21 protein-coding genes are annotated in these 25,137 nt (G+C 71.9%); 10 read left to right on the top strand and 11 right to left on the bottom strand.

Annotated features, from left to right (window positions below; all coding sequences use genetic code 11):
• Nucleotides 1-57: 57 nt before the first annotated feature.
• Nucleotides 58-1,029 (bottom strand): LysR family transcriptional regulator, encoded by a 972-nt coding sequence (locus tag ACFUN8_RS28900; RefSeq protein WP_383643712.1) that lies wholly within the window; start codon nucleotides 1,027-1,029, stop codon nucleotides 58-60.
• A 166-nt stretch (nucleotides 1,030-1,195) separates the two neighbouring features.
• Here ACFUN8_RS28900 and ACFUN8_RS28895 point away from each other — a divergent pair, with 166 nt between their 5' ends.
• Entirely contained in the window at nucleotides 1,196-2,050 is an 855-nt protein-coding gene (locus ACFUN8_RS28895) for an aldo/keto reductase (RefSeq protein ID WP_383643709.1), read from the top strand.
• Between the two features lie 104 nt (nucleotides 2,051-2,154).
• Here the strand turns inward: ACFUN8_RS28895 and ACFUN8_RS28890 are convergent, their stop codons facing one another.
• From ACFUN8_RS28890 to ACFUN8_RS28870, 5 genes are all read right to left on the bottom strand, one after another.
• On the bottom strand, nucleotides 2,155-3,816 hold the full coding sequence (locus tag ACFUN8_RS28890) for an alpha/beta hydrolase (RefSeq protein WP_383643706.1): 1,662 nt from the start codon (nucleotides 3,814-3,816) through the stop codon (nucleotides 2,155-2,157).
• Nucleotides 3,817-4,041: 225 nt separating this feature from the next.
• Complete coding sequence (locus ACFUN8_RS28885) at nucleotides 4,042-5,010, bottom strand: TIGR04222 domain-containing membrane protein (protein WP_383643703.1); 969 nt, start codon at nucleotides 5,008-5,010, stop codon at nucleotides 4,042-4,044.
• On the bottom strand, nucleotides 5,007-6,434 hold the full coding sequence (locus ACFUN8_RS28880) for a DUF692 family multinuclear iron-containing protein (RefSeq protein ID WP_383643700.1): 1,428 nt from the start codon (nucleotides 6,432-6,434) through the stop codon (nucleotides 5,007-5,009). The genes ACFUN8_RS28885 and ACFUN8_RS28880 overlap by 4 nt, the downstream gene beginning before the upstream one ends.
• A gap of 145 nt (nucleotides 6,435-6,579) precedes the next feature.
• Nucleotides 6,580-7,365, bottom strand: a complete 786-nt coding sequence (locus ACFUN8_RS28875; RefSeq protein ID WP_383643697.1) for a DUF4142 domain-containing protein — start codon at nucleotides 7,363-7,365, stop codon at nucleotides 6,580-6,582.
• A 127-nt stretch (nucleotides 7,366-7,492) separates the two neighbouring features.
• Nucleotides 7,493-8,308, bottom strand: coding sequence for an aminoacyl-tRNA hydrolase (locus ACFUN8_RS28870; protein ID WP_383643694.1), 816 nt, complete (start codon nucleotides 8,306-8,308; stop codon nucleotides 7,493-7,495).
• 71 nt (nucleotides 8,309-8,379) lie between these two features.
• On the opposite strand from ACFUN8_RS28870, the gene ACFUN8_RS28865 reads away from it, so the two are divergent.
• The 4 genes from ACFUN8_RS28865 to ACFUN8_RS28850 are packed head-to-tail and all read left to right on the top strand — an operon-like array spanning nucleotide 8,380 to nucleotide 10,800.
• Complete coding sequence (locus ACFUN8_RS28865) at nucleotides 8,380-9,057, top strand: AIM24 family protein (protein WP_383643691.1); 678 nt, start codon at nucleotides 8,380-8,382, stop codon at nucleotides 9,055-9,057.
• 7 nt (nucleotides 9,058-9,064) lie between these two features.
• Entirely contained in the window at nucleotides 9,065-9,955 is an 891-nt protein-coding gene (locus ACFUN8_RS28860; RefSeq protein ID WP_383643687.1) for an ATP-binding cassette domain-containing protein, read from the top strand.
• On the top strand, nucleotides 9,952-10,620 hold the full coding sequence (locus tag ACFUN8_RS28855; RefSeq protein ID WP_383643684.1) for an ABC transporter: 669 nt from the start codon (nucleotides 9,952-9,954) through the stop codon (nucleotides 10,618-10,620). Before ACFUN8_RS28860 ends, ACFUN8_RS28855 begins: the two co-directional genes overlap by 4 nt.
• Nucleotides 10,621-10,647: 27 nt before the next feature.
• A complete protein-coding gene (locus ACFUN8_RS28850) occupies nucleotides 10,648-10,800 on the top strand; it encodes a hypothetical protein (RefSeq protein WP_383643681.1) in 153 nt (50 codons plus the stop codon).
• A 7-nt stretch (nucleotides 10,801-10,807) separates the two neighbouring features.
• Here ACFUN8_RS28850 and ACFUN8_RS28845 read toward each other — a convergent pair whose 3' ends face one another.
• Genes ACFUN8_RS28845 through ACFUN8_RS28830 form a run of 4 tightly spaced genes read right to left on the bottom strand, consistent with a single transcriptional unit; the run spans nucleotide 10,808 to nucleotide 17,702 of the window.
• Complete coding sequence (locus tag ACFUN8_RS28845) at nucleotides 10,808-14,215, bottom strand: SAV_2336 N-terminal domain-related protein (RefSeq protein ID WP_383643678.1); 3,408 nt, start codon at nucleotides 14,213-14,215, stop codon at nucleotides 10,808-10,810.
• A gap of 4 nt (nucleotides 14,216-14,219) precedes the next feature.
• Nucleotides 14,220-15,215, bottom strand: a complete 996-nt coding sequence (locus ACFUN8_RS28840) for an AAA family ATPase (RefSeq protein WP_383643675.1) — start codon at nucleotides 15,213-15,215, stop codon at nucleotides 14,220-14,222.
• The gene (locus ACFUN8_RS28835) at nucleotides 15,212-17,386 is read right to left on the bottom strand and encodes a trypsin-like peptidase domain-containing protein (protein WP_383643672.1); all 2,175 of its coding nucleotides are present in this window, start codon (nucleotides 17,384-17,386) and stop codon (nucleotides 15,212-15,214) included. Before ACFUN8_RS28835 ends, ACFUN8_RS28840 begins: the two co-directional genes overlap by 4 nt.
• 1 nt (nucleotide 17,387) lies before the next feature.
• Nucleotides 17,388-17,702, bottom strand: a complete 315-nt coding sequence (locus tag ACFUN8_RS28830; protein ID WP_383643669.1) for a trypco2 family protein — start codon at nucleotides 17,700-17,702, stop codon at nucleotides 17,388-17,390.
• A gap of 169 nt (nucleotides 17,703-17,871) precedes the next feature.
• Between ACFUN8_RS28830 and ACFUN8_RS28825 the strand changes: the two genes are divergently transcribed.
• Nucleotides 17,872-19,368, top strand: coding sequence for an N-6 DNA methylase (locus ACFUN8_RS28825; RefSeq protein WP_383643666.1), 1,497 nt, complete (start codon nucleotides 17,872-17,874; stop codon nucleotides 19,366-19,368).
• 93 nt (nucleotides 19,369-19,461) lie between these two features.
• Complete coding sequence (locus ACFUN8_RS28820; protein ID WP_383643663.1) at nucleotides 19,462-20,490, top strand: NAD(P)/FAD-dependent oxidoreductase; 1,029 nt, start codon at nucleotides 19,462-19,464, stop codon at nucleotides 20,488-20,490.
• Between the two features lie 11 nt (nucleotides 20,491-20,501).
• Here the strand turns inward: ACFUN8_RS28820 and ACFUN8_RS28815 are convergent, their stop codons facing one another.
• The gene (locus ACFUN8_RS28815) at nucleotides 20,502-21,356 is read right to left on the bottom strand and encodes a polysaccharide deacetylase family protein (protein WP_383643660.1); all 855 of its coding nucleotides are present in this window, start codon (nucleotides 21,354-21,356) and stop codon (nucleotides 20,502-20,504) included.
• Nucleotides 21,357-21,509: 153 nt separating this feature from the next.
• Between ACFUN8_RS28815 and ACFUN8_RS28810 the strand changes: the two genes are divergently transcribed.
• From ACFUN8_RS28810 to ACFUN8_RS28800, 3 genes are all read left to right on the top strand, one after another.
• Nucleotides 21,510-22,019 (top strand): hypothetical protein, encoded by a 510-nt coding sequence (locus tag ACFUN8_RS28810; protein WP_383643657.1) that lies wholly within the window; start codon nucleotides 21,510-21,512, stop codon nucleotides 22,017-22,019.
• A gap of 159 nt (nucleotides 22,020-22,178) precedes the next feature.
• The gene (locus ACFUN8_RS28805; RefSeq protein WP_383643654.1) at nucleotides 22,179-23,627 is read left to right on the top strand and encodes a flotillin family protein; all 1,449 of its coding nucleotides are present in this window, start codon (nucleotides 22,179-22,181) and stop codon (nucleotides 23,625-23,627) included.
• Nucleotides 23,628-23,821: 194 nt separating this feature from the next.
• Nucleotides 23,822-25,096 (top strand): S1 family peptidase, encoded by a 1,275-nt coding sequence (locus ACFUN8_RS28800; protein ID WP_383643651.1) that lies wholly within the window; start codon nucleotides 23,822-23,824, stop codon nucleotides 25,094-25,096.
• Nucleotides 25,097-25,137: the final 41 nt, after the last annotated feature.

Genomic DNA, 25,137 nt, shown 5'->3' with positions numbered 1-25,137 from the left:
GTACGAGGCCGATCCTCCGCCTTGCGATGCACCGCACCAGACGCCGCAGGCCCCGCCCTACGGGCGGACGGCGCTACTTTGAAGACAGGCCCTAGCGGGCGCGTCACCGGCGCCCGGTACATCACCGGCGTCGGGGCCGTCGGTGGTCTCCGAGTCCGTCAGGTACGAGAGCAGCCGCCGGGCCGCCGGGCCGGTGCGGCTCTCCTCGGGGACGGCCGCCGAGACCTCCCAGGGATGGCTCTCCGCCCCGGCCAGCCGCACCGTGACGAGCGCGGCGGCGTGTTCCTTGCGGGCGATCGGGCGGGGCACCACGGCGATGCCGAGACCATGGCCGACCAGTTCGATCAGGCTGTGCACATCGTTGACCTCCAGAGCGACCCGCCGCTCCACGCCCACGGCCGCGAAGGACCGGTCCGTGAGGCCGCGGGCTCCCCAGTCCTGGTGGAAGTCCACAAAGACCTCGCCGGCCAGATCGGCCCACCGCACCTCGGCGGCTCCGGCCAGCCGGTGATCGGGATGGCAGAGCAGCACCATCGGCTCGGCGGCCAGCCCGATCAGCCGCACCCCCTCGGGCACCGCTCCCGACACGACGACGAACGCCAGGTCCAGCCGCCCCTCGGCCACGTCGTCCACGAGTGACGCCGAGCCGGCCTGCCGCAGCCGTACCTCCACATCGGGGTGCTCGGACCGGAAGCGCGCGAGCAGGCCGGGGACATGGACGCCGGTGACGCACTGCTCCGTACCGACGGACAGCGTGCCGCGCAGCAGCCCCTGGACGGCGGCGACCGCCTCCTTGCCCGCCCGTACGCTCGCCAGCGCGCGCGACGCCTCCACGAGCAGCGCGCGGCCGGCGCCGGTCAGCTCCACCCTGCGCGTGGACCGTACGAACAGCCGGGCCCCCAGCTCCCGTTCCAGCGCGCGCACGGACGCCGAGAGGCCCGACTGCGAGACCATCAGCCGCTGGGCGGCCCGGGTGAAGTGCCGCTCTTCCGCGACGGCGACGAAGTACTCAAGATGTCGGAGTTCCACAGAAAGGAGCCTAAGGGAGAAGCCCGGGGTGCCAGTCCCATTGAGAAGCTGGAGCGCTCAATGCGTTCGCTTTCTTCTATTGGACACTCCGCGGGCGGCAGCGCGAGACTGTCCTCCGCCCGCCGGAACCGGCCGGGCGCAGGAGCGGCAAGGAGCGGATCACACCATGAAGACTCGCCGTATCGGGACCGTCGACGTCAGCTCGATCGGCCTGGGCGGAATGCCGATGTCGATCGAGGGGCGGCCCGACGAGGCCCGTTCCGTCGCCACCATCCACGCGGCGCTGGACGCCGGCGTGACGTTCATCGACACGGCGGACGCCTACCACTCGTTCGCCACCGACGTGGGCCACAACGAGTCACTGATCGCGAAGGCGCTGGCGTCCCACGGCGCCGGCTCCGAGGTCCTGGTGGCCACCAAGGGCGGCCATCTGCGACCCGGTGACGGCTCCTGGACGCTCGACGGATCCCCCGCGTACCTCAAGCGCGCCTGCGAGGAATCGCTCCGCAGGCTCGGGGTGGAGTCGATCGGGCTGTACCAGTTCCACCGCCCCGACCCGAACGTGCCGTACGAGGAGTCCGTCGGCGCCCTGCGCGACCTGCTCGACGAGGGCAAGATCCAGCAGGCGGGCATCTCCAACGCCACCCCGGAGCGGATCCGGCTGGCCGACGAGATCCTCGGCGGTCGGCTCGTCTCCGTACAGAACCAGTTCTCGCCCGCCTTCCGTTCCAGCGAGCCGGAGCTGGACCTCTGCACGGAGCTGGGGATCGCGTTCCTGCCGTGGAGCCCGTTCGGCGGCATCAAGAACGCCGCCGGACTCGGCTCCTCCTACGCCGCGTTCAACCGCGTCGCCGAGGCGCACGGAGTGAGCCCGCAGCGCGTCTGCCTGGCCTGGATGCTGGCCAAGTCGCCCGTCGTGGTGCCCATACCGGGCTCCAGCCGGCCGGAGACCATCACCGACTCGGTCGGCGCGGCCGACCTCGAACTCACCCCCGCCGAGGTGGCGGAGCTGGACGGCTGACCACGCGCACCCGCACACGCACCCGCGCACGCGGCTGAGCGCCGTGGCCGACCGGACCGGTCGACCACGGCGCTCAGCCATGGTCCGAACACCCGCTCACACGCTCAGAGTTGAACGCCCGGGTTCAGCCTGCGTCGGAGTTCGGAGCGCGTGTCGTCGTTGTCCAGCGACACCGGGTTCGGCTCCGCGCGCGGCGCGCACCCGGCGCCGCCCGCCGGTGTCTTCCCGGTCAGCAGATACGCCTCGACATGGTCGTTGACACACTCGTTGGGACCGCCCGCGATCCCGTGCGTGCCCGCGCCGCGCTCGGTCACCAGCACGGCACCGGCCAGCCGCCGTCGCAGCTCCAGCGCCCCCGGGTACGGCGTCGCCGCGTCGCGCTCCGCGGCCAGGATCAGCGTCGGCGGCAGCTCACCGGGGCCGGTGCGGACATCGACCGCTCGCTGGCGCTGCGCCGGCCAGAAGGCGCACGGCAGATTCATCCACGCGTTGTCCCACGTCTCGAACGGGGCCTGTGCGGCGAGGTCGGTGTTGTCGCGGTCCCACACCTTCCAGTCCGTCGGCCACGGCGCGTCGTTGCACTCCACGGCCGTGTAGACGGCGTTGCTGTTCTCGTTGTCGAACGCCGCCGCCGGGTGCGGAGTGGCCTGGTCGACCAGGGGCTTCGTGTTGCCCTTCAGGAACTCGGAGAGCGCCGTGGCGCGCATCGCCCAGTAGTCGTCGTAGTAGCCCGCCCCGAGCATCGCCGCGTGCAGCTGGCCGGGCCCGACCTTGCCGCCCGCCGGGTGGTGCGCGACCGCGGCCCGTACCCGCTCGTAGCTGCGCTGCACCTCGTCGGGTGTGACACCGAGGTGGTACGTGGCGTCGTGCTTGGCGACCCAGGTCCGGAAGTCCGCCCAGCGCCGCTCGAAGGCGAGGGACTGGTCCATGTTGTTGCGGTACCAGATCTGGTCCGGGTCCGGGTTGACGGCCGAGTCGAAGACCATCCGGCGTACGTGGGACGGGAAGAGCGACGCGTACAGCGCGCCGAGGTACGTTCCGTAGGAGGCGCCCATGAAGGACAGCTTCCTCTCGCCGAGGGCGGCCCGCAGGACGTCGAGGTCGCGGGCGTTGTTCAGCGACGTGTAGTGGCGCAGGGCCGGTCCCGCGGTACGGGCACAGCCCTGGGCGTACGCCTTGGCGCGCGAGATCCGCTCCCTCTTGTACGACTCCGAGGGGTAGGTCGGCGCGAGGGTGGGCGCCTTCGCGAAGTCCCCGGCGTCCTGGCAGGACAGCGGCGCGGAGCGGCCGACACCGCGCGGGGCGTAGCCGACGAGGTCGTACGCCGCCGCGATCCGCTTCCACTCGGGCATACCGGCCACCATCGGGAAGGCCATGCTGGAGGCGCCGGGGCCGCCGGGGTTGTAGACCAGCGCGCCCTGGCGCTGGACGGTCTCCACGGCCTTGCCGTCGCCGCCCGCCGCGCCGGTCTTGCCGGACGCCTTCACCCGGCTGACGGTGAGTCTGATCCGCTCACCGTTCGGCCGGGCGTAGTCGAGCGGCACCTCGACCGTGCCGCACATCAGGGGAGCGGGCAGCATCTCGGCCTTGGGGCAGGTACGGAACGCGATTCCGGCGTCGGCGGCGCGCTGGGCGGCGACGACCGTTCCGCGCTCCTCGGACGAGGCGCCGGCGAAGTCCGCGCCGCCCGCCGGGGCGACGGAGAGGGTGGACAGGACCAAGGAGCCGAGGGTGGCCAGGGCCCCGTACTTCGCAACTGCTCTCATCGCTTTCCCTTCGGGCGTGCCGCGGTGGGGGGAAGGCGATCATCTCCGGAGCCCTGGTCATGTAAAGGATCTGTGAGCGGTGTCGGGGCCCATGACTCCGATGCGTCATACAGTCACTCAATAGGCCCGTACGGGGTGCGGAATCGGGTACGGCGTGCTCCGCGCGCGGGTGGACGGGTGCGCGCGGAGCCGACGGAGCGTACGCGTACGGGACGGGGCCGCCGGTCAGCCGCCGCCGCCTCCTCCGCAGCCGCCGCCACCCCCACCACAGCCGCCGCCCCCACCGCCCCCTCCGTCTCCGCCGGAGCCACCCCCGCCGCACCCCGAGCCCGAGCTGCCGCACCCCGAACCTCCGGAGCCGCCGCAACCTGACCCGCCGCCCGAACCGCCGTCCCCGAAGCCCGCGCTCGCGCACCACACCACCGTGGCGGCGGCCAGATGCGGGGCCGGCTCGAAGTCCCGGCCGGGCCGCATACGCGTCGCGACCGTCAGCTGCTCGCGCAGCAGCGTGTCGTCCAGCGCGTTCGGCCCGTTCAGGGCGACCTGATGGTCGGGCGCCGTGATGTTCGGGTACGTCGCACGGAACTTGAGCCGTGCGCGGACACCGGCGGCGGTGAGCCGCCGCCTGGCCAGCGCGGCACAGATGAGGCCAGAGAAGATCCCGACGAACGCCAGCGGGATGGTCGGGATGACCGACGGAGAGGTGGTGTCGACGAGCACGAAGACGCTCAGCGGCACGGTGGCCAGGCAGACGATCGCCTGAATCACCCCCCAGCGCGCCCACACACGGGTCCTGCCGACCGGTACCAGCAGTCCCCGCAGCGCGAGGGAGTCGCCGACGTCCTGGACGGCACGGCTGCGCATCACCGCGAGACGCAGGGCGTGCAGCGCGCCGTGCGGCGCCCGGTTGTGCTCCTCGATGACGGCGTACTCCACCGGATTGCGGGCCACGCCGCTGTAGACGGCGACGATGCCGGGGCCGCCGATGCCCAGCCGGCCGTCGGCGTGCATCGCGACGATGGCCGTCTCGACCACGCGGCCCGGTCCGCCGCCAAGGAAGGCGACGTCCATGAGGTCGTTCACCTCGGTCGCACCGCGCCCCGAGCGCGCGGTGATCACTCCCACGACGAGTGTGACGACGGACAGCGGAATGGCGATCTGGAGGAGGGTGATGAGCGATTCCACGGCCGTCACCGCCCCACGAGTACGGAGCGGGCGGCACGCACCATACGGGTCGCGCGGCGTGGCGGGCGCGAGCCGGAGCGGTCCCGCCACCACTGGGTCAGCGCGCGCCGCGCCGCCGGGTCCGCGGGCCGGTCGGCGATCAGCAGGTGCTCGGCGAAGTCGAGCGCGTCGCGCCGGTAACCGGCGCGCATGGGGCGGGACTTGGCGTACGCGAGGAACTCGGCCCGGTAGCCGTCGCCGAGGATGCGCGGCAGCTCCGGCGCCACCTTGGCGACGACCTCGGCCCGCTTGGCGGCGAGGGCGCGGCTCTGCACCCCGAGCCGCCGCGGGTCGAATCCCTCGGGCGCGGGGGTCCCGGCGACCAGGGCGGACAGCAGGGAGGTCTGCGCGAGGGCCAGTCGCTCGCGGGCGGGGTCGGTGGCGCTGCCGGGCCCGGTCCGGTCGGCCGGTTCACCCGCCGCCTCGACCTCAACCGCCTTGTCCGGCAGGGTGATCGGGGTCGGGTCGGGACCCGGCCCCGCGAGCGTCGTACGGATCGTGTCCAGTTCGGCCGCCAGCTCCGCCGTCGGCGGGAAGTTGTCGTCCCGCTCCAGCAGGACACCCGGCGGGGCGACCCGCGAGCGCAGCTCCGCCAGTACGTCGAGCACCGGCGCGCCGACCGGGTGGGCGTGGGTGTCGTGCCAGACACCGTCGCGTTCGACACCGCCCGCGACATGGACGTACGCGATGGCCTCGACCGGCAGTCGGTCGAGCGCGGCCGCCGGGTCCTCACCGCGGTTGACGTGGTTGGTGTGCAGGTTCGCGACGTCGATCAGCAGCCCCACACCCGTACGCTCGACCAGCTCCGCCAGGAACTGACCCTCCGTCATCTCCTCGTCCGGCCAGTTGATCAGCGCCGCGATGTTCTCCACGGCGAGCGGCACGGGCAGGGAGTCCTGGGCGATCCGTACGTTCTCGCACAGCACCCGCAGCGCGTCCCTGGTGCGCGGGACCGGCAGCAGATGACCGGCTTCGAGCGTGGGCGACGCGGTGAGCGGGCCACCGGCCCGTACGAAGGCGATGTGCTCGGTGATCAGCGGCGAGCCGAGGGCCTCGGCCCGCTCCGCCAGATCGGCCAGGCGCTTGGCGTCGGGCCGCCCGGCGCCCCCCAGGCCGAGGGAGACCCCGTGCGGGACCACGGTGACACCGCGGGCGCGGAGCCGGACGAGCGAGTCGGGCAGATGGCCGGGACAGATGTTCTCGGCGACGGCCTCGACCCAGTCGATGCCGGGCAGCGCCTCGACCGCCTCCGCGATCTCGGGCCGCCAGCCGATGCCCGTGCCCAGCCTTCCCGGAATCCGCGAAGTCCCCCGACTTCCCGGCTTCCCCGGAGTCCCCCGACTCCCTGCATCCCGCGGGCTTCCCAGGTTCTCCCGCTGTGCGGCGTGACTCATGAAGCTCCCCCTCCTCCGTGCCCCGGCGAGTGCCGGTTCCGGAGTAATGGCCCCGCCGGGGGCCGGTGAATCCAGAGGAGGGGACGTTCAGAGCATCATTTGAGGTTCCCGCCGCGGGCGGACGACCTGCCGGAAGTCCTGGAGGCTACGGCGTCGCCTCGACGCTCGGCGGCGGACGGTTCGTATTGACGGCCGTCGGCGCGCCCGGCTGCGTGGACGGCCGGGAGGTGAAGGAGCTGTCCCCGGTCGGTGACGCGGCCGGTGGCGACGGCGGCAGGCTGCCGTTCGGCGGCGGCGGACCGGTGGGGCTGGCGGTCTTGGTGCCGGCGGCCTCCCTCGCGATCTCGTCGAAGTCGACCAGCCCGGTGCCCTCCAGCATGGTGATGTGGTCCAGGACCGTCTGGTTGGCGTCGGTGGCGAGCTGCCGTATCAGGGTGTTCCGCGTCGTATGTCTGACCTCGGCTATGAGAGCGAAGACCTTGCCGTGCGCGTTGCGCAGCAGGTTGGCGAACTTCCTGTCGTACTCGGCGCCCGTCGCCGCCGACAGCTCCCGCAACCAGCCCTGCTGCAGCTCGTTGGGCTGGTTCGGCAGCGCGACACCGAGCTTCGCCGCCACGTCGCGCGCGCGGGCGTCGAGGTCGGTGTGGCCGACGACAAGATGGTCGCCAGCGTCCTTGATGGCCTGGCTGGGGGCGCGCTCGATCGCCTGCTGTCCCGCGGGCAGCTCCCACAGGCCCGCGAGCCGCACCTTCACGAGGAAGTCGCGGTCCGTCGCCGAGAGCGGACCCCACTGGGTCGCCACGCTCGACGCCGCGAGATTCGCCTCCCCCGTGCCGGAGCGGTCGGCGTACGACCAGACAGGAAAGGCGAGCGCCCCTACCGTCGCGACGAGTGCCGCGATGATGAGTGCCGTGCCGTTGATACGTCGCAACAAAGTGTCTCCCGGGCCGATGTGCCACCGCGTACCACCGTGTACCACTGCAGAATCAACCGCTCACAGACCGGTCGTTCAACCTACTTAGCAGTATGAGGAGATACGAATCTCGGCGCGGGAGTGTTCAACGCCGCAGCGCGGGATGATCGGCGACCACCGTGCTGGACCCGGGCGCGATCTCCGTGAATCCGGCATCACGGACCAACGGCAGCCCGCTGCTTGTCAGTTGCCGCCAGCGCGTGGCGTCCGGAGTACGTACGGAGAGCGGGAAACCGGCCTCCTGCCACGTCTTGCGCTCCGTCTCCGACAGCTCCCACCAGGCGAGCTGCGCACCGTGGCCGGCCTGGGCCATCGCCTTGCCCGCCGACATGGCGAGGCCGGGGCTGAGCCAGAGCACGGGGCCGGACAGGTCGGCGGCGGGCGGGGCCCCGGGGTCGTCCAGGTCGGTGCCGGAGACCTGGAGCTTCGCCAGCTCCTTGGGCCAGCCGTCCAGCGGGACCGGCGGGAAGACCCGTACCTCCGCGTACGGAGCGAACACGGCGACCTCGGCAGGCGCTTCGGCCGCGACGTCCGCCGCGGCCTCGGCGACGTCGGGGCTGCTGATCGTGACACCCGGCAGCTGCGACGCCTTCCGCCACTCCCCGCCGCGCGCCCTGCGCACCACCTTGCGGATCCGGGCGTCCTGCCAGTCCCGCATCGCCTGCGCCCACTCGCCCTCGCCCGTCGACCGCTCGTCGGCGAGCATGACGAGTACGGCGCGGGCGGCGGCCTCCAGCGCGTCGGTACGGGTCGGCGGCGCCGCCTTCTCGATCCGCACCACCAGGGGCAGGACGAACTGCGGGGCCTCGTCACGCGCCGTCCGCTCATGCCGGAACGGGCTGTCCGCCGCGCTGTCGGCCGGTCTGTCCGCCCCGGTGCCGGCGGTGTCGTCGATGCTCACGGGGCCAGTGTGCCAGTCCGGACGCGCCGCGTTGTTGGCGGAATGGGCGCCTCCGGGTGACCATGCTCCGCATGAAGAGCGATCTCTTTGCCACCGAGAACATGGCGCAGCAGGCGACCACCCCCGGGATGAGCCTCCAGAACGCCAAATCCGTCAAGTACGCCGTCAACGGCGAAATGCACGCGCGCCAGGGGTCGATGATCGCCTTCCGCGGCAATCTCCAGTTCGAACGCAAGGGCCAGGGCATCGGCGGGATGCTCAAGCGCGCCGTCACCGGCGAGGGCCTGCCGCTGATGGCCGTCAAGGGCCAGGGCGAGGCGTGGTTCGCGCACGAGGCCGCCAACTGCTTCATCGTCGACATCGACCAGGGCGACGCGCTCACCGTCAACGGCCGCAACGTCCTGTGCTTCGACTCCACCCTCTCCTATGAGATCAAGACCGTGAAGGGCGCCGGCATGACCGGCGGCGGCCTCTTCAACAGCCTCTTCAGCGGCTACGGGAAGCTCGCCATCATCTGCGAGGGCACCCCCATCGTCATCCCCGTCACCGCGCAGGCTCCGGTGTACGTCGACACCGACGCCGTCGTCGGCTGGAGCGCCCAGCTCAACACCTCGCTGCACCGCTCGCAGTCCGTCGGATCGATGATCCGCGGCGGTTCCGGCGAGGCCGTCCAACTGATGCTCCAGGGCGAGGGTTTCGTCATCGTCCGGCCGAGCGAGCTGACGCCCGCGAAGGCTTCCGGGAGCTGACCCGCGCGTGGAACTACGAGGAGTGGGCCGCCGGTACGGACTCGGCGGCCCCTGGGTCCTGCGCGGCGTCGACCTCGTACTGCGGGCGCACAGCCTGATCCGCGTCGAGGGCACCAACGGCAGCGGCAAGTCGACCCTGCTGCGGCTGCTCGCCGGGGTCGACTCGCCCACCGAGGGCCGTGTCACCGGCCGCCCAGGCCGCACGGCGTACGTCCCCGAACGCTTCCCGGTCGCGCTGCCCTTCACCGCCGCCGGCTATCTGACACACCTGGGCCGGATCCACGGACTGCGCGGCGCCGAGGCGTCGGTACGCGCCGAGGAGTGGCTTGAGCGCTTCGGCGCCGCCGGCCACGCCCGTACGGCGCTCTCCGAACTGTCCAAGGGCACCAGCCAGAAGGTTGCCGTCGCGCAGGCACTGCTCGGCGGGCCCGAGTTGCTGGTGCTGGACGAGGCGTGGACGGGACTCGACTCCGCAGCCCGTACCCAACTCGACCTGGCCGTCGCGGAACGCGTCGCCGCCGGCGGCACGGTCGTCTTCGTCGACCACGACCCACGGCGCCTGGCGGGGGCCGCCGACGAGGTGTACGCGGTGGCGGGGAACACCCTCGTACGCGATACGGGGGTGAACTCCCCGGCCGAACAGGGGCCCCACGCAAGGGTCCTGGCCGTCGGCCCGCCCGGCGCGGCGCCACCGGACGGGCTGCCCGGCGCCCCCACGCACGAGCGGGGGCCGGGGGACGGGACCGTACAACTGACCGTCGCCGCCGCGCACTCCGACGCCCTGTTGCGCGCGCTGCTCGCGGCGCGCCCGCCGTGGCACATCCGGGAGGTACACACGCCGGCTCCCGCCGGGCCGGAACGTCCGACGACCAGCACGACGGGGCACACCACTTCATGACCGCACTGTTCCGCTACCACGCCGCCATGCTGCTGCGCTCACAGCGCTGGCTCCCGCCGGTCCTGCTGTACGGGATCTTCCTCGCCGTCGGCGTCCAGGGCGGCGAGCCGGTGCTCGACTCGCTCGGTGTCGCCGCCGCCGCGCTGCTGCCCGTCACCGCCTGGCTGGTCCGGATCTGCGTCACACAGGAACCGGACGCGGCACGCGCCGTCACGGCCGCCGCGTCGGGAATGCCTCGCGCCCATCTCGCCGCACTGCTCGCCGCCACGGCCTGCGCGGGCGCGCTCGGCGTCGTCGGCACGGTGGTCGTCACGGCCGTCAGTGACCGCAGGAGCGCCGACCATTTGGTGGACGTGGCGCCGCTGCCCGCCGGAACGGCCGGCCTGCTCGCCGCGTTCGCCTGCCTCCTGACCGGCGCCGCGGTCGGCGCGCTGTGCTCCCGGCCGCTGCTGCGCGGCCGGGGCTGGTCCCTCGCGCTGACCGCGCTCCTCGCACTGCTCGCCCTGGTGACCACCGGCTCCCCGGCGAAGGCGGCCGTGAGCGGCCTGGTGACCGGCTCGCGCACGGGCGCGATCCACCCGCCCGGTCCGGCACTGGCCGCCGCCGTGCTGGTGGCGGCCGTGGCGGCGGGCGCGGTCTGCGTCCTGGGGACCCGGCGCGGCTGAGCGCGCCCGTTCAGTACGCTCGACGGTATGGGAGACGAAGCCACCGGTACCGAGACCGTCGTGTACGCGGACTGTGTGCACTGCGGTGAGCCGACCGAGTACCCGGAATCGGTCAGGGGCAGCACGCTGTGCCCAGTCTGCGAATGGCACGAGGCCCAGCGGACGGCCTGCTCGGGGTAGGCGGGTCTCAGGTCGCCGTGGGAGGGTCCTGTCCGTCCGCGTTCTGAAGCCAGGCCAGGACTCTGAGCGACTGTTCGAGGTCCTCCCGGTGCAACTCAGGCCGTGTCGCGGCCAGCGTTCGCCGCATCTCCAGCCCCTCGTCGAGCGCGGCACGAGCCTCTTCCGGCCGGCCCAGAGCGCCCAGGCGAACGGCGAGGTTGGTCAGGCACGAGGCAAGGGCCGGGCGGTAGGCATCGGGGTATTGGAGGGCCAGTTCCCGGTACAGCTGGACGGCTTCGGTGATCGCCGCCAGACCCTCTTCGTGCCGGCCGACATCACCCAACCGGTTGGAGAGGTTGTTCAACCCCCGGGCGACTTCGGAGTGGTAGGCGTCGGTGACGGCGAGTTCCCGGTAGAGCCCGACGGCTTCGGTGATCACGTCTAGCGCTTTCCCGTGCAGACCCAGATCGCTCAGCCGGTTGGAGAAGTTGTTCAGCGCCGTACCGAGGCCGGCCCGATAGTACTGGGGGTCTTCGACGGCGAGCGCCCGAAAGTCCTGAACGGCTTCGGTGATCGCGGCGAGCGACTCCTCCCACCGGCCGACGTCGCCCAGCCGGACGGAGAGGTTGTTCAACCCCCGGGCGAGGTCCGGGCGGCCGGCGGTGGGGTACTGGAGGGCCAGTTCCCGGTACAGCTCCACGGCTTCGCTCATGGCGTCCAGCGCCTCGTCCCACCGGCCCAGGTTGCTCAGCTGGTTGGAGAGGTGCTTCAGACTTGAGGCGAGTTCGGGGCGGTAGGCATCAGGTTGCCGGCGTGCCAGCTTCCGGTACCGCAGCACATCGCTGTTGACCGCGGCGAGGTCATGTTCCCGCTCCGCGTCGGCCGGATCGATGGAAGCGGGGGCGAAGGCGTCCACCAGCTCGGCGGCGGTGGGCCGGCCGGCGGGGTCCCGGTCCAGACAGCTCCACAGCACGTCGACGATTCGCGCGTCGAACCCCCAGGCGGCCAGAGTCTCGCGCGCGTCCGTGTCGGGCCGGAAGTCGCTCCACCGGCCGGTGGCGAACGTGAGGAGCAGCGCGCCCACCGAGTACATGTCGCTCTCCCTGGTCGGCCCGGAGCTGCCGTCCTCCGCTTCGAGATAGACCTCGCTCCGCGGGAAATTGTCCAGATAGGCGCTGTGCACACCGTCACGTGTCGCTGTCATCCACCCGACGAGCACCACGCCCTGGCCGGTTACGAGCACTGTCCTCGACGCGAGCGTCCCGTGCACCAGGCCGACGCTGTGCGCGTGGCTGATCGCGCGGGCCAGGCCCGCCCCGACCCGTCGGAAGAGTTCGTCACTCACCGGCCCCCGGTGCTCGTCGAAGAGAGCACGCAGGTTCGGCGCGGACCCGGAGCCGGGGTCGCCCTCCCGACGGCTTACGTAGGAGGCCGCCAGCCATGGAGGCTCCTGATGATGCTCGACATTCGAATCCAGCAGTCCCGGAGCGTGCACACCTCGCAGACGGTCCAGACAGGCCGCCTCCGTGCGGATCAGTTCGCATGCCTGCCGGCGGTCCATGGAGTACAAGGGGGAGGGCGTTCGGATCAGCACGGTCGTACCGTTCTCGTCCTGGGCCAGATAGCTGCCCGGGTCGTCCCAGCCCCAGGTGCTGCGGGCGTAGAGCCGATAGCGCCCGAGCCGCTGAGGATCGGTCCGCAGGGTCTGTGACCAGCCGGGCGGAATGTCCGGGGGGCGAACCTCGGGACGGACGTCGGGTCTGGCCTCGGGCCTGGCCTCGGGCCGGCTTTCGGGCCGGGCGCGGGGCCCGGCATGAGGTCTGCCTTCCGGCGGGACGGTCGGCTCGGCGCCCACCGGCGGGACACCGAGCCGTCTCAGCAGCCGTTCCTTCAGATAGCCGAAAGGACGCTCGGTGTCTTCGATGACGGCGGATCCGTTCGGATGACCCACCCACGCCGGGAAGTTCGAGGAGCGACCGATGGTGGCCTCCAGCCGCCGCGTGACCGCTCGCGTGGTCCGCAGCAACTCCTCGGGGGACAGAGCGCCGAGAAGGATCCGGCGGGCCTCCTCCGAGAAGTCGAAGAGCTGGTGCTGGGGCAGGCGCGTCGGCCCGGGGGCCTTGATCTGCCGCATCAGGCCGCCGAGCAGCACCTCCACGAGGTGTCCGTGGTCCGTGGGCGGGCCGAGCGCGTTCTGGACCAGGCGCATCACCGGCGGGGTGACGGGAGCGACCGCCGCCAGGTGGGCCGCGAGCCGGTACGCCTCGGGGGAGCCGGCCTCCCGGAAGCGCAGGACGGCGTCCGCGGTGTCGGTGTGGCGCGTGTCGGCGAAGAGACGGTCGGGGGCCGACCTGTCGGTGTTCCACAGGGGGAGCAGCGCGGTGGTTCCGGGTGAGGCGATCAGCCGCGCCCAGTCGGCGACGGCGGCGGGTGAGGGTTCGAGGACCGGCACGGGCACCGAGTCGAAGGTGACCAGATCCGGCGGCAGGACCGGGTCGGTGACGTGCCAGGCGGTGGTCGGGCCGCCGCGGCGGTGGGTGGAGACCTGCCAACGCCGGGCCGTGATACCGGAGTTCGCCCAGAGACGGGTGGGCAGCGCGTGGACGACGGCGGTCGGGCCGCAGCGCGCCCAGAGGGTCATCGCCTCGCGCATCCGGCCGTTCCACCATGCCTCGCCGACACCGTCGCTGACGACGAGTACGAGCGTGTCCCCGGTCGGGTCGCTCACGCTCGCCGGTGTCCGGTAGGGCCCCCTGTTCCCGTAGGGGCGGGTGTTGAGGAGCGGGGCGTGGGCGCCGCGGGTGTCCAGTCCGTACACGCGGATGTCGCGGAACGCACCCGCGCGTTCCATCAGCGTGCGCACTTCGGTGGCGAGACGCTGCCAGAGGACCATGGAGACGCCGTCGTCGACCAGCAGGGCGAGGGAGAGCCAGCGGGTTCTGACTGGACGGGTGACGGTTTCGGGCAGTCCCGTGTCGGCCATCGCGGCCACCGTCCGCGCGACGTCGAGTTCCTGGCGGCGATGGTCGGGGAACCGCTGGCGCAGCGGGCGCAGGGATTTGCCCAGCCGTAACTCCCGGGCACCGAGGAGACGGCTGTCGGGCGCCCGGACGGCGAGGGCTCTGCGAGGTGTCGAATCCGGCTTCCCGCTCCTGTCCGTCTTCGACGCCGCTCGCAGCGGGAGTTCGGACGGGGAAGTCCGTGCCGGCTCCGGGCCCGGCGGGTCGCCGGCCGTGGCGGGAGGCGGGTCCGGCGAAGGACGTGGGCTCTCGTCCTGGGGGCCGGACCGCTGGTGGTCCGCGGTGGGCAGGGATGCCCGGGCCAAGGGCGCGGCATCCGGCGGAAGGTTCCCGGCGAGCCACAGGACGTCGAGAAGTTCCTCTTCGGAGAGGATCACCCCGCTCTTGGCCAGTACGCCCCTCAGCTGCCCGAGCATGTCGTCACACCGCTCCGCCGAGTTCGTGCAGGACGGCGTCGAGAAGGCGGCCGGCGTCGAGGCCGACTCCCCCCTTCCGTAGGAAGACGGCGTTGAGGAGTTGGTCGGTGGCGAGTTCGCCGGGCGCCCGGCGGCTGAGGAACGTCTCCAGCAGATCGTCCACGTCACCGAGTGCCTCGTCGCCGAGGTGCGCGGCCACGATGTCCCGCAGCCGCTGTTCGTCGGGTTCGGGAAGGTCGAGCCGGACGCAGCGTCTCAGGAAGGCGGCGGGGAAGTCGCGTTCGCCGTTGCTGGTGATGACCACGACGGGGAACTCGCGACAGCGGATACGGCCGCGCTTGACGGGCGCGGGGTGGTCGGGGTCGTCGGTCTGGACCTCGACCGCGGGGTGGCTGTCCGGCAGCCGGGCGAGTTCCGGGATCGCGAACTCGCCCTCCTCGAAGACCGTGAGCAGGTCGTTGGGCAGGTCGACGTCGCCCTTGTCCAGTTCGTCGATGAGCAGGATCCGGGGGCGCTCCCGGGGGACGAGTGCGTTGCCCAGCGGACCGAGGCGTACGTACTGGCCGATGTCCGGTTCCGGGTCGTCCGTGTCCCGGTGGAGGTTGGCCTCGCGCATCCGGCCGACGGCGTCGTACTGGTAGAGGGCGTCCTGCAGGGTGGAGCGGCTGTTGACCGGCCAGTGCAGGACGCGGCCCAGGGTCAGCTCGTGCGCGACGGCGTGCGCGAGGGACGACTTGCCGGTGCCCGGGTGGCCGTTCACCAGGAGGGGGCGACGCAGATGGAGAGCGGCGTTGACGATGTCGGCCTCGTCGGCGCCGATGAGATAGGGCCGGGGACGGGAGACCGGCCGACCCGTCGGCGGCTCCTCCGGGTCGAACCGGCGCCATGGCGGCGCCGGGGGGAACGGGACCTCGCCGGCGATCCCGTCGCCGTGGAACAGCCGCCAGTCGGTGCCGATGCGCGGATCACCGCCGCCGGTTCCAGAGTCGGTGGACGTCATAAGACCTGAACTCCCTTCCGGGGATCCCTCAGTTGCAGCGACTCGGGCTTCGGGTGGCTGCTCTCTTCCTCCCACACCAGGGCGGGGCGGGCCGTCGCCGTCGCCGACGGGGAGTCGAAGGTCTTGCTCCGGAAGACGCGTACGCGCTCCGGGAGTTCGGCCAGTGTGCCGACGGGTTCGAGTTGCCGCAGCTTCGTGGCGTCCCCGTAGCCTTCGGCCGCACGGTCCCAGAGGACCACGGGAACGCCGAGTGCGAGGCAGACTTCGAGCAACAGCACCCGCTGTTCGCGGGGACCGTGGACGACCACTCGGGTGGCGTCGCGGTGGCTCGTCTCCAGCATCACCCTGAGCCGGCTCCTGGTCGCGCAGCTCTGGTCGGTGACCAGTGGCACCGGATGTCCGCTCCGCCATCGGCGCCGCTGATGAGTGTCACGCGTCGCCACGAGTGTGCTCATGTCGGGGCAGCTCAGAGTCATCCGGAACTCCGCGCCGATCGGCAGGTCGGGCACGATGTCGTTGGGTGCTCCGGGGTTCCATTCGTCGACGGCCAGGTGCAGGCCCTGCCGGTCGACCAGTACCGTCACCCACGGCACATGATCTCCCTGGCCGGGCTCGTCGGCCGCGGATTCGACCGCCGCGCGCAGGCACGCGGCGACCTCCTCCGGCGTTCTCGGTACGGTCTCCGACTCGTGGAGCGCGACGTGCGTGCCGTCCTGGCGGGCGACGAGGATCCGGCAGACGTACCGCTCGTCCGTGGACGCCGGTACGCCGGTCAGCTCCAGCACCACCCGCGACACCGGCGATGTCTGCCGGGCGGCCCACTGGCGGGCGTCCTCGCGTCGCTCGGCGAGCGCGGTCGGGTGAATGCCCGCCCGGCCGGCCACCCGGGTGGACCACTCGCGCAGCTCCGCCGCTTCGTCCCCTCCCACGGCCGCCGCCACGTATTCGGCCAGCCGCAGCAGGGCGGGGACCCGAGGTGTCCCGTCCGGCACCTGCTCGCTGTCCGACATCGACTCCAACTCCTCGACGACCTGGCCGAGTTCGTCGATCGACAGCTGAGTACGCGACAGGGCCTCCGGGAGGCAGGCGTAGCGGAGGGACTCGCCCGCGGCGCGTGGAAGCAGGGTGGGGCGTTCCTCGCAGATGCCGTTCAGCAGGTGCACGAGGCGTTCGTACTCCGCCAGAGATAGCAGCGAGCCGAGTCCCGCGATGCGGGCCCGGGTGAGCAGGGTGGTCAGCCGGGTTCGGTCGGCGTCGTCGGTGGCGGTCGGCGCGAGAGTGCCGCTGAGCGAGGCGAGCGCGCGGCGGTGTCCCGCGAACAGCGCCATGAGATCGGCGACGGAGGGCGCGTATCCGGCGGGGACCTGGTAGCCCAGCTCGTGGGCGAGCGACCGGGCGTGGAACGAGCAGGTCTCCGGGGTGCGGAGGAAGTGCCAGAGCGACTGTTCGAGGTCCTGCTCGGCGGGCGTACGGTCGGCGGGTGGCCGGGCCCGGGGCAGGGACGCGCCGATGTCGACCAGCTGGGGCGGACCGTCGGCGTGCTGACGGATGAGGGCGTCGAAGCCGTCGTCCTGGACGAAGGCGTACGCGGGGAAGGCGCGCAGGCGACGGTTTCCGTAGGACTGATCGTCCTGGATCAGCACACCGACGAGATGGTCCTCGCAGAAGACGGCCGCCCCGGAGGCTCCTCCCCAGGCTTTCCGGCCGTCGGCCCGTTGGTCGGGCGCCAGTCGCTGGTCGAGGACGTAGAGATCGCGGGAGCCCGAGGACAACAGGGGCAGCTCTCCGCGTAAGTACTCGACCTCGCGCTCCTCGTCGGCGGTGGCCAGGGGGAATCCGAGCCCTTCGTAGGGCAGCGGGGCCTTGCCGACGGGACGGCCCCAGCGGACCGGGCCGCCCGGCGCCTCCACCGTGTCGTGGGTGAGCAGGAGCGCGACGTCCAGGCCCCGCGGGTGTTTCCAGACAACGGTGGCCCCGGCGGGTACCGTTCCGCCCTCTCCGGGGTGTCCCACCCGGAGCTGGATCTGCGGCCAGTCGGAGCCCGTGTCCTTGTCCTCGATCACATGCCGGGCGGTGAGCACCAGACGCGGTGCGATCAGATAGCCGGACCCGACGCTCCGGCGCTGCCCCGCGGTGCCACTGCGAATCAGCGCCAGTCTGCGCGGCTCCATCTCACTCCTCGCCCCAGGAGCCGGACTCGCTGTCGCTGATCTCGGGGCCGGCTCCGCCGGCGGCCCGGTCCTTGACCGACAGCCGCAGCGTCAACCTGTGGGTACGGACCGTGGAGTGCTCGCCGCCCACGCCGAGGGTGGCGACGCCGAAGACGAGCTTGCCGTCGCCCTTGCCGCTGTCGCGCAGTTCGAGCAGCAGCTCCAACTCGGCCTCCTCCACACCGAACGCGAACTGCTGCCCGGCGCCCAGGTCCTGCGCCTGGTACAACTCCTGCCGCAACTCCTCGATAGCCGCAGCCAGACCGATACTCGTCATGCCAACTCCCCGTGCCGCGCCGCCCCGTGCCCCGTTCCAGAAGCTAATGACCCGTCACGTTACCGCTTCTCTGAGACGTACCCACGAGTACGGGCATAACCTCGAAAGTCCCAAGGATGGGCAATTGCCCCCGCGCTCAGAGACGGCTGAAGGAGACGGTCCACCCGCCATGCCACCGCGCGAGAGCGATCCCCTCCGCCCGCCGACGCCGTTCAGCGCCTCGTCCACCCAGGAGATCAAGGACGCTCTGTGGAAGGCCGCGGACAAGCTGCGAGGTTCCGTCGACGCGGCGGAGTACAAGGAGTACGTCCTCGGCCTGATCTTTCTGAAGTATGTCTCCGACGCGTTCGAGGAGCACCGCTCGGAGCGGATGGCACGGCTCGTCACGGAGGGGCGCGACGAGGACCGCTTCCCGTACATCGGGGAGCAGGAGGATTTCGCCGAGGCCGGCGTCATCTGGGTTCCCCGCGAGGCCCGTTGGTCCTGGATCGCGGCCCACGCGGACACCGCGGATGTGGGCGAACTCATCGATGAGGCCATGAGCGCGCTCACGGACGCGAACCCGTCACTGGCGGGCGCCCTGCCGAGGGTTTTCCGTCATGGCACCGTCGACCAGCGGCGCCTGGCTGAAGTCTTCGGCCTCATCGGCAGGGTCCGTATCGACGGCACATGGGACAAGGCGGCGCGGGACGTGCTGTCCGAGGTGTACGAGTACTTCCTCGAGAACTTCGGGCGAGCGGAGGGAAAAAGGGGCGGCGAGTTCTACACGCCCCGGTCCGTCCGCGAGCTGATCGTAGGGATTCTTGAGCCGTACCGCGGGCGCGTGTACGACCCGGCCTGCGGCTCGGCCGGCCTGCTCGTGCAGGCGGGCAAGTACGCGCAGACACAAGGGGGAAGCCCGGGCGACCTGGAGTTCTACGGTCAGGAGATCAACGAACGGACCTGGCGCCTGGCCAGGATGAATCTCGCCGTCCACGGCATGGGGAGCGGCGCCGGCGCTCAATGGGGCGACACCCTCGCCGACGACAGACACCCGGACCTCAAGGCCGACTTCGTCATGGCCCAGCCGCCGTTCAACGTCTCGAATCGGGCGTGGGACGAGGCCGATCCCCGCTGGGCGTACGGCGTCCCGCCTCGGGCCAACGCCAACTACGCGTGGCTCCAGCACGCGGTTTCCAAGCTGACTGAGCAAGGCACGGCCGGCATCGTCCTGGCGAACGGCTCGATGGCTTCCCGGTCGCCCGGTGAGCGGCAGATCCGGCGGGCGCTCGTCGAGGCCGACCTGGTGTCCGCCGTCGTGGCGTTGCCGGGGCAGTTGTTCCACTCCACCCGGATCCCCGCCTGCCTCTGGGTGCTGACGAGGCGCAAATCGGCCGACCGCAGAGGCCGGATCCTCTTTGTCGACGCCCGCGACATGGGCACGATGGTCGGCCGTACGGAGCGCGTGCTGAGCGACGAGGACCTGGCGAAGATCACCGGCACCTGTCACACGTACCGCGATGAACCCGGCTTCTCCTTCGTGGCCGGCCTGGAGACGGTGCGGGAGCACGAGTACGCGCTGACGCCCGGACGGTACGTGGGTGTCGCGCGGGTCCCGGGGGAGAGCGTCGAGGCCAGGTCGGTGACGGGGAAGTTGACCAAGGATCTGTACGGGGTGTTCAACTGATGCCCCGCGCCCGGATCTTGTTCACGGGCAGTCGTCGGCCGGCGGGCGTCGACCCGACGGGCCGCGCGGGCGACTGCCGCGGAGGCTAAGGTCGTGAACGTGTTGAACCCACCGGTGAACAGGGACTTGGTCGTCGTCGGCGCCGGCATCGTGGGCGCGTCGGTGGCCTATCACGCCGCCCGGGCGGGCGCCACCGTGACGTTGGTCGACGCCGGGCTGCCGGGCGCCGGCGTGACGGCGGACTCGTTCGCCTGGATCGGGGCGTCCGGCGTGCGCGGAGGTCCGGCCGCCGGGCTGCGGGCCACCGCGACGGCGGAGTACCACCGGCTCGGGGCCGAGTTGCCGGGGCTCCCGGTGACCTGGTCCGGCTCGCTGAGCTGGACCAGGGAGGCCCCTGCGCCGGACGCCGGGCCCGGGCAGACGATCGTGGACGCGGCCACCGTGGCGGCGCTTGAGCCCGCCCTTCGGGAGCCTCCGGAGTGGGCCGTCTGGGCACCGGATGACGGCGCCGTCGATTCGGTGGGCGTGACCGAGCGCCTTGTCGCGGGCGCCCGCGCCCATGGAGCCCGGGTACAGCTGGACACGCCGGTCACCGCGGTCCGCCGGGACGCGGAGGGCCGGGTGGCCGGGGTCGAGACGGCGGCGGGACCTCTCTCCGGCGCGACGGTGGTGCTGGCGGCCGGAGTTGCCACGGCCGCGCTGGGCGCGTCGGCCGGCGTGCGTGTCCCGGTCGAACCGTCACCGTCTCCGCTGTTCCGGCTCAGCGCCCCGGCCGGCCTGGTCCGCACCGTGGTCAACACCGAGGACTTCGACCTTCGGCAGGTCGCCCCGGACCGGCTGATCGCCGCCGCGGACTCGCCCGAACGGACCCTCGCCGCCGTCCGGTCCACTTTCCGTGGAGCCGGGGGCGTCGAACTGCTCAGCACCCGAATCGGAGTGCGCCCGATGCCGGCCGACGGTGAGCCGATCGTCGGCCCGGTCGCCGAGGTCCCCGGCCTCTACCTGGCGGTGATGCACTCGGCGGTCACGCTCGCGGCGGCCGTGGGCCGCCTGGTCGCGCGGGAGTTGGTCGACGGAACTGTCGAGCCGGCTCTGTCGGGTTGCCGCCCGGACCGCTTCTGACGGACCGTGCTTCAGCCCTTCATCAGCTCCGACACCTTGACGAAGCGGTAGCCGCGCTCGCGCAGCGCCGGCACGATCTTGCGGACCGCCTCGTCGGTCACCGGCGCCGCGCTCGTCGTGCAGTGCATGACCACCAGCGAACCTGGGCGTACCCCGGCGAGCACCTGCTCGGCCACCGCGTCCGCGTCCGTGGCGAAGGCGTCCCCGCTCACGACGTCCCACTGGACCGCCGTCAGGCCCGCCGGGGCCAGGGCCCGTAGCGTCGACCGGTCGTAACAGCCACCGGGGAAGCGGAAGTACGGCACCACCTGGCGTACCCCGGCCTTGCGGAACGCGCCGAACGCCCGCTCCACGTCGGCGGCCATGTCCTTCTTGCCGAGTACCGGGAGCCCGTGGCAGTCGGCCGTGAAGGCGTGGTGGCTGTACGAGTGGTTCGCGACCTCGAACAGGGGATCGGAGCCGATCTCTCGCGCCTGGAACGGGTACTCCTCGGCCCACCGGCCGGTCATGAAGATCGTCGAAGGGACTTCGAGGCGGCGCAGCGAGGTGATCAGAGTCGGGTTGTCGAAGCGCTCGCCCCGGGCGGCGCGCGGTCCCTGGTCGGCCGTCATGTCCGCGTCGAAGGTGAGCGCGACGGTCTTGGGTGCCGTCCTGGGCGCCGCCTCGGCCCGGCTCTTGCGCGCGGGGTCGGCGCCACGCGGAAAGACCGGCGTCACGGCCGGGTGTTCGGGCCCGGCGGGCTGCCGCGCCGCGGCCTTGGGGGAGGGGCTGCTGCCCGTCAGGCGGGCGTCGGTGTCGGTTCCGCAGCCGACGAGGACAGCCCCCAGCGCGGCGACGGAGACGAGTCTCAGAGCGTATGTAGACATAAAGGTAAAATATATGACTAACTGTTCATCCTGCGGTTCCGGCACTCGAAGATTGCCGGAACGCGGCACTGCTCGCCCTGACGGACCGTGAGAAAATCTCCTCCCATTCAAGGGTTCTAGGGGGACCGGCGAGAGCCGGGGGAGGGGCGACCCATGGATGTGTTCCTCGGTCTCGGTGTGGCGGGTGTGGTCCTGCTGGCCGTGGCGCTGATCTTCGACGGAATCTTCGAGGGCCTGTTCGGCGGAGTGTTCGACAGCCTGTTCGCGGGGCTGCTGTCCCTGCCCGTCGTGGCCGGATTCGTCGCCATGCTGGGCTTCGGCGGCGCGATCGTGCTCGGTACGACGGACCTCGGTGTCGGCCCCGCCATCGCCGCGGGAGCCGTCGCCGGTGCGGTCACCGGCTGGCTGGCCTGGAAACTCAGCCGCGTGCTGATGCGCGATCAGACGGACGCCACGCCACGGGGAGCGGACCTCCTCGGTACGTCGGGGTCCGTGGTCACGGCCATTCCCGTGGACGGCTACGGCGAGGTGATGCTCCGGGTCGCGGGGCAGCCGGTGAAGTTCGCCGCGAAGAGCGCGGTGCCCCTGGCGCGGGGCGCCGAGGTCTGGGTGGAGTCGACGCTGTCGTCCACCTCGGTCGGGGTCCGGCCCGTCGAGCGCTGATCCCCGCCGCCGACCGGCCGACGCGCCGACTCATCGGCCGACCGGCCGACCTGCCGAACCGACCGGCCGAACCGAACAGACCGGCGAACCGCCGCGCGGCAACCGGCGTCCCACAGGTGCGGCGTCCACAACTCGTACGTCAAGCAGGGGGCAAACCATATGAGTCCAGTGATCATCGCGGTGGCGGGAGTCGTCGTACTCCTCGTCCTGCTCGCTCTCGTCGTCATCACCCGCTACAAGGTCGCGGGGCCCAGCGAGGCCTTCATCATCACCGGCCGCCGGGGCAAGTCGTCCACGGACCCGGTCACCGGCCGGATCAGTACCGACAACAGCGGCCAGAAGGTCGTGGTCGGCGGCGGTGTCTTCGTCGTCCCGTTCGTCCAGCAGAAGTTCACGCTCGACCTGTCCAGCCGGCACATCCCCGTCGCCGTCCGGGGCGCCGTGACGCTGCGCGGCGTCAAGGCGCATCTGGAAGGCGTCGCGATCGTCAAGGTCGGCGGCAACGAGGACGCCATCCGTGCCGCCGCCCAGCGGTTCCTGCGGCAGCAGAAGGGCATCGTCGGCTTCACCCAGGAAGTGCTCTCCGGCGCGCTGCGCGCCATCGTCGGCCGGATGGCCGTCGAGGACATCATCCGCGACCGCGCCGCCTTCGCCGGTCAGGTCGCCGAGGAGGCCGAGGCCAGCCTGTCCGGGCAGGGCCTGATCCTGGACGCCTTCCAGATCCAGGACATCACCACCGAGGGCTCCTACCTGGAGGACCTGGGCCGGCCCGAGGCCGCCCGCGCCAGGCAGGAGGCGGACATCGCCGAGGCCATCGCCAAGCGGGCGTCCGAGCAGGCCAGGCTCAAGGCCGCCGAGGAGATCGCGGTGGCCGAGCGGACCTTCTATCTGAAGCAGGCCGAGATCAAGGTCGAGACCGAGGCGGCCAAGGCCAAGGCCAATGCGGCGGGACCGCTCGCCGAGGCCGCGCGTCAGCAGGAAGTCCTCGGCGAACAGGAGAAGGTGGCGCAGCGTCAGGCCGCGCTGACGGACCGTCAGCTCGACACCCAGGTGCGCAAGCCGGCCGACGCCGCCCGCTACCAGGCCGAGCAGGAGGCCGAGGCCCGCAGGATCGCCCAGGTCAAGGAGGCCGAGGCGGACGCGCAGCGGTCGCGGCTCACCGGTGAGGGCGAGAAGCTGCGCCGCGCGGCGCTCGCGGAGGCCGTACGGATCGAGGGCGAGGCGGAGGCCGACGCCATCGCGGCGCGCGGTACCGCCGAGGCCGGGGCGATGCAGAAGAAGGCCGACGCGTTCGCCCAGTACGGTGACGCGGCCGTGCTTCAGATGCTCGTGGAGGTGCTGCCCGCCGTCGTGGCCAAGGCGTCCGAGCCGCTGAGCGCCATCGACAAGCTGACGGTCATCTCCACGGACGGTGCGAGCCAGCTCTCCCGCACGGTCACCGACAACGTCGCGCAGGGCATGGAACTGCTGACGTCGACCACCGGGGTCGACATCGCCGAACTGCTCAAGGGCCTCTCGCAGAAGACGGGTTCGACCGCGCCCGCCAAGGCCGGGGCCAAGACGGTCAAGCCGTCGGAGAGCAACAAGAAGATCGAGATCAGCGGTTGACGAGCCGTCAGTCGGAAGTACGTCAGGAGCAGGCGACGAGCAGGTGAGGGGCACCTGAGGGGGCATGTGAGGGGCCGGCCGGGCCGTTGTCCGGCCGGCCCCTCGTCTGTTGGCTGCCGGCTCCGCTGAACACAACACGCACATCGCCCGTATCAAGGGGTCGGACTCCGTAATCCCCCACAGGAGGCGACGAGTTGAGTCACAGGCGAATATCCAAGGGCAAGGCCGTACTCGCGGGAGCCGGGGCGGTGGGTGTCGCGGCAGCGGCCATCCTGCTGCCGAACGCCAACGCGTCACAGTCCGGCACGGACGACGGCGCGGGCGGCGGCGCGGGCGGCGGCGCGGGACAGAACCCGAGAACGGTCAGTGCCGCGTCGGCACCGGAACTCGTCGCGCGGCTGTCCTCACAGCTCGGCGAGGACTACGCGGGGGCGTACTACGACGCGCAGAAGAAGCAGGTCGTGGTGAACGTCGCGGACGGCGGCGGCAGCGGCGGCAGTGACGAGTCGACCCGGCAGGTGCGCGCCTCCGGCGCCGTGGCGAGAAGCGTGCAGAACAGCATGGGCGAACTCCGCACCGCCACGGGCACGTTGACCCGGGACGCCGCCATCCCCGGCACCGCCTGGGCCGTCGACCCCCGGACCAACCAGGTCCTCGTCACCGCCGACACCACGGTCACCGGCGAGCGCTGGGACACCCTGGAGTCGACCGTCCGCTCGCTGGGCGACGGCGTCGCTCGCATCCAGAAGTCGGCGGGCGAGTTCAAACCGTTCCTGGAGGGCGGCGACGCCATCTTCGGCGGCGGCGCCCGCTGTTCGCTCGGCTTCAACGTCACCACGCAGGACGGCACGCCCGGATTCCTCACCGCGGGTCACTGCGGCGTGGCGGCCGAGCAGTGGTCGGAGGAGCAGAACGGCGCGCCCGTCGGTACGGTCCAGGCCGCGACGTTCCCCGGCGACGGGGACTTCGCGCTCCTCACGTACGACGACCCGGCCACCGAGGCCCCCAGCGAGGTGGACCTCGGCGACGGGCAGACCCTGCCGATCGGGCAGGCGGGCGAAGCGGCCGTGGGCCTGGAGGTCGTCCGGATGGGCAGCACCACCGGTCTCGCCGACGGTTCGGTCACCGGGCTCAACGCCACCGTGAACTACGCGGAGGGTTCCGTCAGCGGCCTCATCCAGACCAACGTCTGCGCGGAGCCCGGCGACAGCGGTGGCCCGCTGTTCACGGCGGACGGCACCGCGATCGGTCTGACGTCGGGCGGCAGCGGTGACTGCACGTCGGGCGGCGAGACGTTCTTCCAGCCGGTGACGACGGCGCTCACCGCGGTGGGCGCGGAGATCGGCGCGGGCGGAGCGGCGGACGACGGTGCGGCCGGTGACGGCGCCGCGGACGACGGCGCTCAGGACGACGGCGCGGCGGGCGACGGCGCGGCGGGCGACGGCTCGGAGGCCGGGTCCGCGCACTGACCGTACGTCCTCCTCGATCGCCGGACGGGCCCACCCGGGCC

Source organism: Streptomyces sp. NPDC057307 (assembly GCF_042667665.1).
GTDB lineage: Bacteria > Actinomycetota > Actinomycetes > Streptomycetales > Streptomycetaceae > Streptomyces.
The sequence above is the reverse complement of the archived record's forward strand: the minus strand, read 5'-3'. Positions and strand labels throughout refer to the sequence as shown.

What these genes read in the sequence shown, in the direction of transcription:
- ACFUN8_RS28845 (WP_383643678.1), bottom strand. Translation starts at nt 14,215, where the DNA reads ATGCTCGGGCAGCTGAGGGGCGTACTGGCCAAGAGCGGGGTGATCCTC.
- ACFUN8_RS28810 (WP_383643657.1), top strand. Translation starts at nt 21,510, where the DNA reads ATGGATGTGTTCCTCGGTCTCGGTGTGGCGGGTGTGGTCCTGCTGGCC.
- ACFUN8_RS28855 (WP_383643684.1), top strand. Translation starts at nt 9,952, where the DNA reads ATGACCGCACTGTTCCGCTACCACGCCGCCATGCTGCTGCGCTCACAG.
- ACFUN8_RS28825 (WP_383643666.1), top strand. Translation starts at nt 17,872, where the DNA reads ATGCCACCGCGCGAGAGCGATCCCCTCCGCCCGCCGACGCCGTTCAGC.
- ACFUN8_RS28865 (WP_383643691.1), top strand. Translation starts at nt 8,380, where the DNA reads ATGAAGAGCGATCTCTTTGCCACCGAGAACATGGCGCAGCAGGCGACC.
- ACFUN8_RS28815 (WP_383643660.1), bottom strand. Translation starts at nt 21,356, where the DNA reads ATGTCTACATACGCTCTGAGACTCGTCTCCGTCGCCGCGCTGGGGGCT.
- ACFUN8_RS28840 (WP_383643675.1), bottom strand. Translation starts at nt 15,215, where the DNA reads ATGACGTCCACCGACTCTGGAACCGGCGGCGGTGATCCGCGCATCGGC.
- ACFUN8_RS28895 (WP_383643709.1), top strand. Translation starts at nt 1,196, where the DNA reads ATGAAGACTCGCCGTATCGGGACCGTCGACGTCAGCTCGATCGGCCTG.
- ACFUN8_RS28805 (WP_383643654.1), top strand. Translation starts at nt 22,179, where the DNA reads ATGAGTCCAGTGATCATCGCGGTGGCGGGAGTCGTCGTACTCCTCGTC.
- ACFUN8_RS28880 (WP_383643700.1), bottom strand. Translation starts at nt 6,434, where the DNA reads ATGAGTCACGCCGCACAGCGGGAGAACCTGGGAAGCCCGCGGGATGCA.
- ACFUN8_RS28850 (WP_383643681.1), top strand. Translation starts at nt 10,648, where the DNA reads ATGGGAGACGAAGCCACCGGTACCGAGACCGTCGTGTACGCGGACTGT.
- ACFUN8_RS28890 (WP_383643706.1), bottom strand. Translation starts at nt 3,816, where the DNA reads ATGAGAGCAGTTGCGAAGTACGGGGCCCTGGCCACCCTCGGCTCCTTG.
- ACFUN8_RS28830 (WP_383643669.1), bottom strand. Translation starts at nt 17,702, where the DNA reads ATGACGAGTATCGGTCTGGCTGCGGCTATCGAGGAGTTGCGGCAGGAG.
- ACFUN8_RS28835 (WP_383643672.1), bottom strand. Translation starts at nt 17,386, where the DNA reads ATGGAGCCGCGCAGACTGGCGCTGATTCGCAGTGGCACCGCGGGGCAG.